The 14,017-nt window shown below is 45.8% G+C and carries 10 protein-coding genes; 9 read left to right on the top strand and 1 reads right to left on the bottom strand.

The window, feature by feature from the left end; genetic code table 11:
• Positions 1 to 220 precede the first annotated feature (220 nt).
• The 3 genes from AAKU61_RS11645 (at position 221) to AAKU61_RS11635 (ending at position 4,992) form a co-directional block, all read left to right on the top strand.
• Positions 221 to 2,104, top strand: a complete 1,884-nt coding sequence (locus tag AAKU61_RS11645) for a methyl-accepting chemotaxis protein (RefSeq protein ID WP_354332379.1) — start codon at positions 221 to 223, stop codon at positions 2,102 to 2,104.
• A gap of 92 nt (positions 2,105 to 2,196) precedes the next feature.
• Positions 2,197 to 3,921, top strand: a complete 1,725-nt coding sequence (locus tag AAKU61_RS11640) for a tannase/feruloyl esterase family alpha/beta hydrolase (protein ID WP_354332377.1) — start codon at positions 2,197 to 2,199, stop codon at positions 3,919 to 3,921.
• 75 nt (positions 3,922 to 3,996) lie between these two features.
• Positions 3,997 to 4,992, top strand: coding sequence for an MBL fold metallo-hydrolase (locus tag AAKU61_RS11635; RefSeq protein ID WP_354332375.1), 996 nt, complete (start codon positions 3,997 to 3,999; stop codon positions 4,990 to 4,992).
• A gap of 89 nt (positions 4,993 to 5,081) precedes the next feature.
• Here the strand turns inward: AAKU61_RS11635 and AAKU61_RS11630 are convergent, their stop codons facing one another.
• Positions 5,082 to 7,295 carry a TonB-dependent receptor gene (locus AAKU61_RS11630; RefSeq protein ID WP_354332373.1) on the bottom strand — a complete coding sequence of 738 codons (2,214 nt, stop codon included), beginning with the start codon at positions 7,293 to 7,295 and terminating at the stop codon, positions 5,082 to 5,084.
• A 570-nt stretch (positions 7,296 to 7,865) separates the two neighbouring features.
• Between AAKU61_RS11630 and AAKU61_RS11625 the strand changes: the two genes are divergently transcribed.
• From AAKU61_RS11625 to AAKU61_RS11600, 6 genes are all read left to right on the top strand, one after another.
• A complete protein-coding gene (locus AAKU61_RS11625) occupies positions 7,866 to 9,191 on the top strand; it encodes an alpha/beta hydrolase family protein (RefSeq protein ID WP_354332371.1) in 1,326 nt (441 codons plus the stop codon).
• A 27-nt stretch (positions 9,192 to 9,218) separates the two neighbouring features.
• Positions 9,219 to 9,602 carry a DMT family transporter gene (locus AAKU61_RS11620; protein WP_354332370.1) on the top strand — a complete coding sequence of 128 codons (384 nt, stop codon included), beginning with the start codon at positions 9,219 to 9,221 and terminating at the stop codon, positions 9,600 to 9,602.
• A gap of 154 nt (positions 9,603 to 9,756) precedes the next feature.
• On the top strand, positions 9,757 to 10,839 hold the full coding sequence (locus AAKU61_RS11615; protein ID WP_354332368.1) for an extracellular solute-binding protein: 1,083 nt from the start codon (positions 9,757 to 9,759) through the stop codon (positions 10,837 to 10,839).
• A 42-nt stretch (positions 10,840 to 10,881) separates the two neighbouring features.
• Positions 10,882 to 12,024: an ABC transporter ATP-binding protein gene (locus AAKU61_RS11610; protein WP_503012602.1), complete on the top strand. Its 1,143-nt coding sequence runs from the start codon at positions 10,882 to 10,884 to the stop codon at positions 12,022 to 12,024.
• A 10-nt stretch (positions 12,025 to 12,034) separates the two neighbouring features.
• Positions 12,035 to 12,901 (top strand): ABC transporter permease, encoded by an 867-nt coding sequence (locus tag AAKU61_RS11605; protein ID WP_354332366.1) that lies wholly within the window; start codon positions 12,035 to 12,037, stop codon positions 12,899 to 12,901.
• The gene (locus AAKU61_RS11600) at positions 12,898 to 13,755 is read left to right on the top strand and encodes an ABC transporter permease (protein WP_354332364.1); all 858 of its coding nucleotides are present in this window, start codon (positions 12,898 to 12,900) and stop codon (positions 13,753 to 13,755) included. Before AAKU61_RS11605 ends, AAKU61_RS11600 begins: the two co-directional genes overlap by 4 nt.
• Positions 13,756 to 14,017 lie beyond the last annotated feature (262 nt).

The following is a 14,017-nucleotide window of genomic DNA, read 5'->3' as shown; positions in this document are numbered from 1 at the left end:
CAAATTTAATTATTCTGAATCAAGCTATGTCACTCAGATCACTCAGACTTAATGTTATTTCATCTTACTCACAATATTTTATGTAATCCCTTTTGTCCATATCCAATTGATCATGACCATCAATACAAGGGATATTAAGTAACTGAATAAGTGACTGAATTAAGTTATCCTGAGCACATAACGATCATTTAATTTATTACAATTTCTGAGGGGAATTTGGATGGCTTCTTTATCTCTGCGTAACAAGCTCATTGCTATTTGCGTTTCTATCGTGATGCTGGGGATGTTTTCTATCGTCCTCGCCAACTTTTTCACGACAAAGTCCCGCATGCTGGAGTCATTGAATAGTCAGATGACCCAGTTATCACAGAATAATGCGTCAACGATTGCAGAATGGGTCAAATCTCAAAAAACCGTGGTGTCTTCTATTAAGCTTGCTGTGGATGCGCCTGATCCTATTCCGGCATTAAAAGCAGCGCAGCAGGCTGGTGGTTTTGATCTTTCATATATTGGCTACGCGGATAAACATCACGCTTTTTCAGAACAGCGCACTCGCGCTGCTGACTATGACCCAACGGCACGTCCTTGGTACGTTAAGGCTGCTCAGATCAGCGGCCCGGTAGTGACTTCTCCTTACACCAGCGCCAGTACCGGTAAATTATTAGTCACCTTTGCCGAGGCAATCGGATCTGCCGGTCAAGTATCAGCGGTAGTGGCATCAGATGTATTACTAGACTCGGTAGTGAGCAACGTAAAAGCGATTAAGCCGACGCCAAACAGCTTTGCATTTTTGGTTGATAAGAGTAAAGGCAACATCATTGCGCATCCCAATCAAGATCTGATGCTTAAACCATTGGCGGATATGGATCCCTCACTATCCGTCAAACGGCTAGAAGAAATCAACACATCAAAAGGCAGTAGCGAAGCGAATTTTGGTGGTCGTGAGGATTTGCTCTATGTGACCCAGATCGCTGGTACCGATTGGCTGTTGGCGATTGCACTCGATAAGTCAGAGGCGACCCAAGTGTTGAGTGCCTTGCTGGTGTCCTCTGCGGTAACTGCAATTGTACTGACCGTATTAGCGGTGTTGCTATTGACGGTGCTGGTATCGCAGTCACTCAAACGGATGGCGCTGGTGCGTGATGCAATGACTGAGATCGCCTCAGGCGATGGCGATTTAACTCGCCGTCTTGACACCGAAGGTGGTGACGAGCTAGCGCAAATTTCAAGCGCATTTAATCGTTTCGTCGATAAGATCGAATCGGTTTTAATCGAGATCCGGACTGCCAGTGAATCGGTCAAAGGTGCATCGGGCGAGATTGCTGCTGGCAATGCTGATTTGTCTGCACGTACAGAGGCACAGGCAGGGTCGCTGGAAGAAACCGCCAGCACCATGGAGGAATTGACTTCAACCGTCAAAATCAATGCTGAGAATGCGCACCAGGCAAACAAACTCGCGGTATCCGCATCTGATGTTGCCGCATCTGGTGGCAAGGTGGTGGCGCGCGTGGTTGAGACTATGGGCTCAATCAAAGACAGCTCACGCAAGGTGGTCGATATTATTGGCGTAATTGATGGCATTGCGTTTCAAACTAATATTTTGGCATTGAATGCAGCGGTCGAAGCAGCACGTGCTGGCGAGCAGGGGCGTGGCTTTCCGGTGGTCGCATCTGAGGTGCGTAATCTGGCACAACGATCCGCTAGTGCTGCAAAAGAAATTAAAGCCCTGATTGGTGACTCGGTTGATAAAGTCGACATTGGAAGTGCGCTGGTAGATGAAGCAGGCAAAACGATGCAAGAGATTGTGTCGTCTATTCAACGTGTTGCCGATATCATGAATGAGATTACCGCAGCAAGTCAGGAGCAAAGCACCGGGATTGAAGAAGTCAACGGTGCCATCACCCATATGGATGATATGACGCAGCAAAATGCGGCTTTAGTAGAACAAGCGGCGGCGGCAGCACAAAGTCTGCAAGAGCAGGCAGTCAATTTATCCAGAACAGTTGCGGTATTTAAACTGGGTAGCAATGAAGTTGTAAAACGGGTGGACTCACAGAGCAAATTAAATAGCAGTAAAAGTAAGCAGAAATTATTAATCAGATAGGTTTGAAAATTCAAGCTAGTAACATTTGACTGGCAATATAGCCTGCAAATAAATTAAAAAATAAATCTAAAAATATCCAATTGGAGTGAGACATGAACATGAAATTGCGACCTGATCGAAAGGTATTACCGGTTTCGCTGATGTTACTAAGTGCTGGCATCGCCGGTTGTGGAGAAATGCAACCGCGTGCGTCAGATTCTGGTGCTCCTGTTGTTATCGCCAAGCCGATCAGCTGTGCAGAATTGGGCGCGCTGATAGTTTCACCCAAATCGATCTCATTGCCGACGACGGGTGCCGTGATCAACAGTGCAACGACGATTCCGGCTGCCGGTTCTGGTGCAACTGCTTTAGGTGAATATTGCAAAATCATCGGTGCGATCAAGCCTGTTGACCCTGCTGCGCCACAGATTAAATTTCAGCTGAATCTGCCGACTGCATGGAACAACAAAGCCATGATGTTTGGTGGTGGTGGCTATAACGGCAGTATTGCCACTGGAGTTGGCAATGTACCGGCAGGACCCGTTGATAAATTGTTGCCATTAGGACGAGGCTATGCGACCTACGGCAGCGATTCTGGTCATCAGGCCAATGCCAACGGAAGTCGTGACGGCACTTTTGGTGTCAACGACGAGGCCTTAAAGAATTTCTCCAGCGATGCGCTGAAAAAAACTCATGATGTTGCAACGTACTTAATTCAACAACGCTATGGCGTAGCACCGGTAAAAACCTATTTTGCCGGTGGCTCTACCGGAGGGCGCGAAGCACTCATAGCAGTAACAAATTGGCCGCAAGACTTTGATGGCGCGATTGTTTTATATCCGGCCTGGAATGCCGCTAGCCTGGATTTGCAGTTTGGACGTATCACCAGAGAGCTGGCCAAGCCGGGCGCGTATTCCAACAGAACCAAAAGAAAAGTTCTATATGATGCGGCGATGGCAGCTTGCGATAATTTAGACGGCGTAGCTGACGGCTTGATCAGCAACGTCTCCACCTGTAGCGCAACGTTTAATCCCGCAATTGTGCGCTGTGCCGGAGGTGCTGATACGGGCGACACTTGCTTGTCGGATGCGCAGATATCCGCGTTCAACGTAGTCAACACACCGCTAACACTCAATTACACACTGGCTACTGGCGAAACCCAATATCCGGGCTTTAACACCTGGGGTACGGATTTCGGTATTCCCAATAAAAGTCCGCTACAACCGACTGTCCTGACCTTAGCCTACGGTACCGAGCAACCTGCCAACCCGATGCCGTCAGTCACTGCCAGCACAAGCCCACCTTACGGCAGTACGTTCTGGGATCAATGGGTGAAGTATTTCGTTACTCGTGACGCTAGTTTTAATAGCTTACTTTTTGATCCACAAAACCCCGGCACTTTTAAATCGCGTGTAATCGCACTGACGGCAATTCAAGATGTGACCAAGTTTGACTTGTCTGCATTTAAGGCAAAGGGCGGCAAAATATTGATGGCACATGGCATGGCAGACGCCTTAGTTAGTACCAGAGCGACCGAGCAATACTATGAGCATGTGAAACAAGTCATGGGTACGGCGAAGGTAGATAGCTTCATGCGTTATTACGAGATTCCGGGTTATGGCCATGCTGTTAGTAGCGTATTCAATGCCTCATGGGATTCTTTAACGACGCTGGAGAACTGGGTTGAAAACAACACACCACCGGCACCACAAATAGTGGCTGATAGTGCCGGGGTGCCTGGCCGCACCCGACCCCTGTGCGAGTACCCAAGCTGGCCCAAATATGCAGGGCAGGGCGATGTTAACCTGGCTGCAAGCTATGCTTGCTCGATAAAGTAATTTTAATTTGGCACGTGACTCGTTAACGCTTAATACTTAACGCTGATTTTTTAATGTCTCATTTGGAGAATTTTGATGAAAACTAAAAGCATAGTTAAAACTTCCATTCTTAGTAATCTGATCGTTATGATTTTTTGTACTGTGAGTCTGACTGCCTCTGCTGTAGCCGCAGAGGCTACGGTAAAAATTACGCCCTTAGGTAGCCATGATGGTGAGTTCTGTGCGGCCGATCGCGCTTTGATTTTTGAAGACCCCGATGGCACTCGTATTCTTTACGATGCCGGTCGTACGGTGCGCGGTGGAACTGACACGCGATTAGGCAAAATTGATGGTGTCCTGCTGAGTCATGTGCATGGCGACCATCTGGGTGATGTGCATCAGGCGGCAGCCAACGCGGGTACTTGTGCGGCCCCTGATTTCTCAGTAAAAAGTATTCCATCATCGGTGATGGAAGAGGTGGTCTTGAGTAAGAAGGCGAAACTATTTGTTGGCGGTGAGATGGCTAGCTTTTTCTCCCGCAGAATTAAAGAAGCCGGAGGTAGTACCGACCTTGTTCAGCTAGTCCGGTTCGGTGGGCAGAGCAAAATCGGCGGAGTCAAAATTGCGAGTGTCCCTGCCGCTCACTCTAACGGATTGGATTCTAAGTTCCTGGCAGCACCTCTTTCAGATACACTGTCCAGTAATGGCCTGACCGCGTATGTCGGCCCTGCTGGCGGTTACGTTCTGACATTTTCAAACGGACTCGTCGTCTACTTGTCGGGAGATACCGGCATCATCGCCGATCAGGAGGCCGTTGTGCGACGGTTTTATAAAGCCAAGCTGGCGGTATTAAATATTGGCGGCACTTTTTCAACTGGCCCTCAAGAGGCTGCCTATGTGATTAATGATCTGGTTAAACCGAATGCCGTGATCGCATCACACGCAAATGAGGCCGCGACTAAGGAGGGAAAATTAATCGAAGGAAGTAAAACCATGGAATTTAAAACTGCGGTCAAAGTACCGACCTACGTTCCCTTAAGCGGAAAAACCATGGAGTTTGATAAAGAGGCTAAATGCGTAGCGGGTTGCTAAGCTTCCATTACGTACTCAAGTAAAGAATAAAAAATGGAGTGCTATACAGATACAGCACTCCATTTTTAATTTTTATGACAAAAAGAGAATTACAGACGTCCGCTAATCGTCACAAATAATTGACGTGGAGCACCAGTCAGCAAGGTCTGGAAAGTGCCAGTTGGATCAGATGTAGTAAAACCATTTGAGCCTATCGTGCTGAAATACTGTTTGTCTAATAAGTTCTCAACATTGACTTGTACAGAGAAGTCTTTCAGACCCATAAAGCTCTTTTGTTTGTAACCCGCAGACAAATTCATGATCACGTAAGAAGGAACCTGTGCATCATTGGTGTAGGTATAGAAACGCTTGTCTGTGAACTTACCGCCAAGTCGGGTAAACCAGACTGGATTCTCATACGACACTTCTGTCTTAAACATAACTTTTGGTGAGTCAACAACTTGCTTGCCTTCGATGTTTACGACTTTTCCGTTGTCCAGATAGTTAGATTTATATTGAGAATTGTTGTACGTCAGCGAGTTAAACCAGGACCAGTCTTTCATCAAAGTCCACATCGCCGCAGCTTCTACACCGCTAGTCTGAACTTTACCGACGTTGACGAAGGTACTTGGGCAACCGACGATCCCTGCACAAGTAGCGACCTGCAACAGGCGGTCATCAAAGTTCGCGTAATAAGCTGCTACAGAGCCAACCAGATTGTCACGCTTAAAGCGATAACCCAAATCAAGTGTAGTAGATGTTTCTGGCTTGATCGTTGCGGAGCTTAAATTAAATGCAGTCTGTGTCTGTGAGAACGGACCATTCACACCGGGCTGGAAAGCACGCATATTTTGAGACAAACTAGTAAATAGCTCATCATTTTTATTCAGCGAATAGCTTAAGCCCAACTGAGGCAAAAAGGTTTTCTTCGCCACAATCTGACCTGCCGCACGTGTACCGATCAGGCTAGTCGAGTCAATCGTGACTTTCGGTGTTTTAAAACCAAAGTTCAGCTTTAACTGATCTGCCATTAAAGACACTGTGTCCTGCGCATAGAACTGTGTCGTCGTCGTTGTAAAGTCTTGCTTGAATCCGGTGCTGGTCGGATTACTTAAGAAATAATTGGTGTCTTGCGGTCCGCTGACATCATAAAAATTTCTGGTCAGAGTATGCAGGCTGCGCTCACCCCAAAAACCAGCGTTCACTGAATGTTGGCCGACATCCCATGTCACATCAGAGATCAATCCATCACGGCTGATTGAATACTCGGTGGTGCGAATAGAAATAGGAATACCGTTGGTAGATGGCGTGTACGGTGTGTACCAGTGGCCTTGACCTTCATTGCTATGATGGTAAACCGTCGTTTTTAAATACGTCGATTCACCTAATTTATTGTCTAAGGTCGCACCAAACAAATAATCTTTACGCAGGCCGCTACCAAGATAATACGCGTCGTCCAGACTATTTACGCCACCGGTAAAGATACCTTTTGCGGCGTTGACGGCACGCTGCCAATCAGGTTGGTAATTGTCCCACTTGTACCCAAGACGCTTAACCATTTCTATGGACATATCTTGATAGTCAGTCTCGCGACGATCAGAATAATTGAAAAAAGCCGTCAGTTTATTCTCGCCAAAAACATGAACCAGTTTTGAATTAAATTGATCTTGATCTTGCGGACCCGCGCCTTTCCATTTGTCTGCACGTTGACGTGTAACGCTGAAATACGCTTTGGTACCAGTGGATAACAAACCGGTATCAACACGGGCAAAGGTGCGGTAGGTGCTGTCACTGCCAACTGTTTGCGCTGCGCTGAAATCCATATCGTTCGTCGGATCCGACGAGAAAAATTGAACTGTGCCACCTAAGTTACTGGTCGATGCTGTACCAACGGCACCCGCGCCTTGAGATAAAGTTACTCGGCCAATATTTTCAGAAGAAATCGCACGGCTGATATGAAGGCCGTTGTTATTGCCGTAGCTCATGTCACCCAATGGCACATTGTCTAAGGTAAATCCCATTTGATTCTGATTGAATCCACGTACGCTGAAACGGGTCGACCATTCATACGCGCCAAAAGGATCGGCGGACTGGAATGACACGCCAGGTAATTTGTCCAATGTCTTTAAAGGGCTTGATCCTGGCAAAACCTTCATCAAATCATCTTTGGTAATGTCTTGTACTTGGCGTGTTTTACCTTGGCCAAAAATTGTGACATTGATTGGCTCATTTTGCGTATCTTGCGCAAATGCGTTGCTTGCAAAAGCTTGCAACAAAATCAGATAAAGAGGCGTGTATCGAAAATTGCGAAAATTGTGTGACACAGTTCTATCCCTTCAGTGGATAAATAGTTGATCTGAATTGGTGTAATGGTGTTCGTGAAGTAGTAGACTAAAATTGACCTCAACGCAGCGCACTGTAGCGCGGTGATATGACGAAAAAATGACACTCGCAACAAATAGGCACCAATCAACTTTTTCACCACAGTTTGATGTTAGTTTGTAGTCTCGTCATTTCAGTGACATAAACTTAGGGTAAAAGAGGCAGTAAAATTAATGCCGGATGCAATGCTGTCGCCGCTAAAAATTTAGCTAAAAATTTAGCTAAAAATGCGCGGCAATGATGTGGCTTAGTGACGCAAAGCAGTAACGAAAGTAGTCCCTAAAATTGAGCCGTCAGATATAAACATGTTGCAGATCCGCTCATAGAAAAAATAGGGAGTATTATTTATTGTCCATATAATCATTGGACAATAAGCCTTATTTATTAAAATAATGGGGGAGTATATTAAAATTCCTGCTTTTTCAATCCTTACAAACAAACTTGTGCTGTTTTGCTCGGACGCCCGTCAGGCAGACATCGGAACTTCATTTCAAAAGGTCTAAAAGATATATATGCTGAAATTTGGCTTAGTTGGATTTATGTTGTTGTCGTGTCTCGCCATCGATGTGAGTGCTGAGGACAATCATATCGATACGATACGCCCTGATGCGCCAGAACTTGCACACTACGGCAAGTTTTCTATCGGGGTGAAGACGTTTAATTTTACTAATCCACACCAGCTGGATATCGTCCATGCCAAGCCGGGATTACCAACACCGTATTACGACCGGCCAGTTACGGTAGAAGTCTGGTATCCAGCAAAGCTAGAGAAAGATCAGCCTAATTCGGGTGATTTACGCGTCATGACACGAGACGGTAAAACAGAAGTGACCTTGCATGGCAAAGCGGTACGCAATGCCGCAGCGGATCGTTCTGGCGGGCCCTATCCTTTACTGATTGTGTCGCATGGCTATCCGGGCAATCGTTTTTTGCTAAGCCACTTAGCAGAAAATTTATCAAGCAAAGGCTATGTTGTTGCGTCGATTGATCATGCTGATAGTACCTATAGCGATCAAGGTGCTTTTGGCAGCACACTATTAAATCGTTCACTGGATCAGTTGTTCGTACTTAATGCGATGGCAAAACTCAACAATGATTCGACCGATTCTCTCAAAGGCATGATCAATGCGGATATGACTGGATTGATCGGTTATTCCATGGGTGGGTATGGCGCGCTGAACACCATTGGTGCCGGGGTTACGGCTGCGAGTGTCGGTTTTTCATGGGGTACACCGAACGGTGCTTTAGCGGTGCGTCAATCGGGTAACGCCGACTATGTCGCCTCAATTGATACTCGCATTAAAGCGGCAGTGGTATTTGCCCCCTGGGGATGGAATGCCGGTTTCTGGGATGCATCAGGATTAGCGGGGATCAAAATCCCAGTATTTTTTGTTGCAGGTAGCGCAGATGATGTGTCTGGTTATTCGCCGGGGGTAAGAAATATTTTTGAGGCCAGCGTCAATGCGCCACGTTATTTGCTCACCTATGAAAACGCTAACCACAATGCAGGTGCACCTATACCTGCCCCTAAAGAAACCTGGTTGCCGGTCCCTAATCTTAAAGTTATTCCGGCCGAACATTATATCGACGCAGTATGGGATAACACCCGGATGAATAATATTGCGCAGCATTTTAGTACGGTTTTTTTAGGTAAATATTTGAAAAAAGAATCCGCTATGGATTCCTACCTGAGCTTGGTAGAGAACGCTAAAGACGGCAAATGGTCAGCTGAACCTAACGGCACGTTTAAAAGTGATCACACTTATTGGAAAGGTTTTCCGGCCCGCAGCGCGGTTGGTCTGCGCCTTGAACAACGTGCGCCAGCTGCCACCAAATAGTCCTCACACAAGCGTCTTAGTGCTGAAGTGCAGGGCACAACTTTAGGATTGCTTGACTCAACTCATTTGTACTGTATTGGAAAAAATTTGAATCCCTGGCTCTTACTCATGTTGACCATTTTGAGCGAAGTCATCGCGACGATTAATTTACGTCTGTCAGATGGTTTTACCAAAATTATTCCATCCTCGATTGTGGTGGTTGGCTATGGATTGGCATTTTGGGGATTGTCAGTTGTCATGCGTCGTTTAGAAATCGGCATAGCCTATGCCGTCTGGTCGGGAGTAGGGACGGTAGCTACGTCCATTTTAGGTGTGTTCTTGTTTAATGAGGGTGTCAGCATACCCAAAATCATCGGCATACTACTGATCATTGCTGGCGTCGTATTGCTGCATTCCAGCACGAATACTTAGACATCGCATTAATAACCTGTTGATCTTAGTGTTCAATGTTGACGCAACAAGACACGAGTTCACTCACAGATTGATAAAAAACCTTTTGGTCATCAGAGGGTCATATCTGTATGAAAAAATATTGGGTTATTTGCCGCTCTCTAGGGAAACATCCATGTATTTTGCCAATGTATTGACCGCCCGAAAAATATCGTTCGTCCTCGCTGCTGTCGCAATGTCTCTTTCTCAGACAGGTATCGCCGCAGAAAAGCTCCGCTTATTAACTTGGGCGGATTACGCTCCCAAAGAAATTACCGAGCAATTTACCAAAGAAACTGGCATCGTCGTCGAAGTCACTATCTCTAATAATGAGGAAATGATTTCGAAGTTACGTGCCACAGGTGGTGCCGGTTTTGATCTTGCTCAGCCAAGTCAGGACAGGATCATCGGACCACTTTCTGAGTTCGGCATGTATAAGCCGCTTGATCTCACAAAAATAAAAACAGATCGTTTTTTACCAGAAATGTTTGAGGCCTCAAAAAAGGTCACGACGTATCAAGGTAAATCCTATGGCGTACCATTTTTCTGGGGAACAGATGGATTAGTCGTAGCAACCAACAAAGCAAAAATTGTAGACTACCTCGATTTATGCCGTCCTGAATATAGCGGAAAAGTCGCAGTACGATTAAAACGCCCGAGTCTGATTGCAGTTGCGTTTTCGATGGGACAGGACCCGTTTAAGGCGTACGGAAACCCTAAACAATATGAACAAATCATGCAGGCAGCAGGCGAAAAAATGATGGCATGTAAGAAGAATTATAAATATTTTTGGGAAAGCAAAGATCAGTTATTAAATGATTTACGTAGCGGCGAATTGGTTGCCGCACAGATGTGGGACAGCGGCGGATGGAAATTGAATCGCGAATTACCTGCACTTAAATTCATTGCGCCAAAGTCAGGCGCGTTGGGCTGGATTGACGCCTATGCTATTCCTGCGAAGGGCAAAAATGATGCTGCGGCCTACGCATGGATTAATTTTGTCACCCGCCCAGAAATCGCAGCACGCATGGCGCAAATTTCAGGCAGTTTTACTGCGGTAAAAGGGGCTGATAGTTTTATGGATGCCAAGATGAAATCACAATTGAATGACTCATTTTCGCCTGATGCATTTAAAAACATCAAATGGTATCCCGCTATTCCCGCCGGCTTGGAAGAAATCGACGGAAAAATCCTTGATCGTATTAAAGCGAGTTCCTAATCGATTTTTTTCTAACCTGGCAGCTCACTTTTGCAAGAGTACATGAGTCATATTTCTAATAAAAAAATCGATTTAGCGGTCTGTAACGTCACTAAACAATATACGTATCAAAACCAGTTATTTACCGCAGTTGATAACGTATCTCTTGAAGTTCCGAAGGGGAGTTTCTGTTCCATATTAGGACCTTCCGGCTGTGGAAAAACTACCTTGCTTCGTATGATTGCTGGATTTATTCAGCCAAATCAGGGGGATATTCTCATTGGTGGAAAAAGCATGCTGCAGCTTGCTCCCAATGCTCGTCCAGTGAACATGATTTTTCAGCACCTGGCTTTATTTCCCATGATGACGGTGGGTGAGAATGTCGCCTACGGATTGGAACGACGCTCTATCAAGCGAGCAGAGATCAAACAAAAAGTCGCCGATATGTTACGCCGGGTTGGCTTGCCTGATGCGTCGGATAAGCGCATCGACCAGCTTTCTGGTGGACAAAAACAGAGGGTTGCGATTGCACGCTCGCTAATTCTCGATCCTACCTTGCTATTACTTGACGAGCCATTAGGCGCGCTTGACCTTAAGTTACGCGAACACATGAAGTTGGAGTTAAAGCAGTTGCAAGCAGAAATTGGCACCACATTTATCTACATCACCCATGATCAGTCTGAGGCATTAGTCATGTCCGATTTTGTTGGCGTGATGAATAAAGGGAAGTTTGAACAGCTGGGATCGCCACAAGATTTGTATTATCGGCCGCAAACCGCGTTCGTCGCCAGCTTTGTGGGTAATAGCAATCAGTTGTCAGGTCATGTCGCTGTCGCGAACGATAAGCTACTTGAAATAAAGATAGATAAAAATACCTTTATTCGTTCTGCTAACGTACAAAAATTAAATGACGGTATAGCTGCCTCACTATTTATTCGGCCTGAAAACATCAGTATGTCTTTGACGCGGCCAACGGATATCGTTAGTGACAATCAATTGGCAGGAAAAATCGGCAATGTTTTATTTGACGGCGCTAATTCATCGGTTGAAGTCAAGATCGCGCACACCGATTTGTCCGTTAAGGTAGCGATGCCTCACACCGGGTTAAGTAATGCATTCCAGTCTGGTACGCATGTTTATTTGAGCTTTAATGCCGAGCATGTGCATGCATTTGCTATCGATGCGACTCAGCACGGAAAACATTAAACAGCCAATGATGAAAACCAATAATTCGCCCGTATTGCTCTGGGTTCTATTGGCACCAGCAGTAATCTGGTTGTCGATGCTGATTATATTTCCCCACCTGGAGATGCTGTTTCTCTCTTTGCAAACACGCGCCGGACCACAGGCATTTCATTTCAGCTTAAAGCAATACCAGACGTTTATAGATGAGCCTTTGTATTGGTATACCTTTCTGCGTACGGCACTGATGTCGTTATCTGCAACCGTGATTACTTTGGTACTGACATTTCCTGTCGCCTGGTATATCGCAAAAATAGCCGCTGGACGATCAAAGTTATTTTTAATGACGGTCATCGTTTTGCCATTTTGGGTCAGCGAAATGGTAAGAACACTGGGGTGGATGATTCTTCTGCGCAGCAATGGTGTTATTCCCCAAGTGCTGTATCGGCTAGGTCTGACAGATCATCCTGTTGACCTTTTGTATAGCGATGGAACAGTCATGCTCGGCTTGGTCTATTCATCCTTACTCTTTATGTTGATCCCATTGGTCAATGCCTTAGAAACATTGGATAACAGCTTGGTAGAGGCGGCATACGATCTGGGCGGAAGCCGTCTTAATATTTTGCGGCAGATACTCATACCGCACGCCGCCCCTGGGATTGCTGCCGGATGCATCATGGTATTTATGCTGACCTTGGGTAATTATTTAACACCCGTGCTGTTGGGCGGCAAAAATTCTATGTGGTTCACAGAGCAGATTTATACGCAGTTCATTACCCGTTTTAATTGGGAGCAGGGTGCCGCACTGGCTTTTATTCTCTTAGGATTGTCCAGCTGTTTTGTCTGGTTGGGCCTGAAATTGAGCGGCCAATCATTTGATGAAGTAATGAGGCGTTCATGATCCCCAGTATTCGACAATCGCGTTTCACGCAATTCATCAGAAGCAGTTACCTGGTTTATTTTTTCATTTTTCTGTTCCTGCCTTTATCCATTGTTGCGGTCTTTTCGTTTAATGATGCTCCTTACCCTTTGCCACCTTGGAAAGGTTTTACCTGGGACTGGTTTTTTGCCAACGGAACAGGCGAGAGAACAGGTTTATTTTTTGACCAGGAGATTTTGGATAGCCTAATCAATAGCGGCAAGGTGGCTTTGGGCGTGACATTTTTTAGTGTTCTTGTGGGCACGGGAAATGCATTTTTACTGGAGCGATTCCGATTTCGCGGGCAACAATTGCTATCGCAGATGATGTTGATCCCGCTGGTTATTCCTGGTGTCATTTTAGGAATTTCTATTTTGTCGCTGATGAGCAAACTCGCTCAGTTTGCTGATGATGTATTTGGATGGGAGCTAGATTTTTTAAGGCCCGGTTTGTTTCTGGTCGCGTTAGGGCAATTCTCTTATATCGTCGCCATCGCAACACTGACGATCAGCGCCCGCTTAAAGCGTCTGGATATGAGCCTGGAAGAAGCTGCAATGAACTTAGGTGCCAACAAACGCGCCATCTTTTTAACCATCACGCTACCCTATTTAAAACCAGCGATTTGGGGCGCTGTACTGATGTCATTCCTACTGTCTTTTGAAAACTTCAATACGACGTACATGCTTGCCGGAAGTGACGCACCGCTCACTGTCTTAATGTATGGACGAATGAAGGAGGGCGCAACTCCGGTAGTCAATGCCATTAGCCTGATGATGATGTTGCTGTCTGGTGTCGTTGCAATGACACTATATTTTGGTGGAAGGAAGAAAACCTGACCGCCCTAACGGCGTATCAAGGGCAAATGAGAAGGCTAAGCAACGATAAAATCTCCTGAGATCGCAATGCTCCTCGTATCAAATAATAATGCGATCTAAGCAATGCCCATAAATATACTCCATCCCAGTAATTTTAGTCGTCCATATATTCATTGGATATCAAGGTAGGCGGATTCAGCTACGAAGAGCAACGGGAGGTAAGTTTTAGTGGGAGTATATCCAAATTATAAAAAACCTCAAACGGCGTTCGATAGCCGAGGCA

Origin of the sequence: Undibacterium sp. GrIS 1.2 (assembly GCF_040544435.1) — a bacterium.
Classification (GTDB): domain Bacteria; phylum Pseudomonadota; class Gammaproteobacteria; order Burkholderiales; family Burkholderiaceae_D; genus Undibacterium.
This window is presented reverse-complemented; position numbering and strand designations above follow the sequence as displayed.

Excerpts from the sequence above, each read along its gene's own strand:
- AAKU61_RS11640 (WP_354332377.1), top strand. The coding sequence starts at position 2,197 with ATGAACATGAAATTGCGACCTGATCGAAAGGTATTACCGGTTTCGCTG.
- AAKU61_RS11605 (WP_354332366.1), top strand. The coding sequence starts at position 12,035 with ATGAAAACCAATAATTCGCCCGTATTGCTCTGGGTTCTATTGGCACCA.
- AAKU61_RS11625 (WP_354332371.1), top strand. The coding sequence starts at position 7,866 with ATGCTGAAATTTGGCTTAGTTGGATTTATGTTGTTGTCGTGTCTCGCC.
- AAKU61_RS11635 (WP_354332375.1), top strand. The coding sequence starts at position 3,997 with ATGAAAACTAAAAGCATAGTTAAAACTTCCATTCTTAGTAATCTGATC.
- AAKU61_RS11645 (WP_354332379.1), top strand. The coding sequence starts at position 221 with ATGGCTTCTTTATCTCTGCGTAACAAGCTCATTGCTATTTGCGTTTCT.
- AAKU61_RS11600 (WP_354332364.1), top strand. The coding sequence starts at position 12,898 with ATGATCCCCAGTATTCGACAATCGCGTTTCACGCAATTCATCAGAAGC.
- AAKU61_RS11610 (WP_503012602.1), top strand. The coding sequence starts at position 10,882 with ATGAGTCATATTTCTAATAAAAAAATCGATTTAGCGGTCTGTAACGTC.
- AAKU61_RS11615 (WP_354332368.1), top strand. The coding sequence starts at position 9,757 with ATGTATTTTGCCAATGTATTGACCGCCCGAAAAATATCGTTCGTCCTC.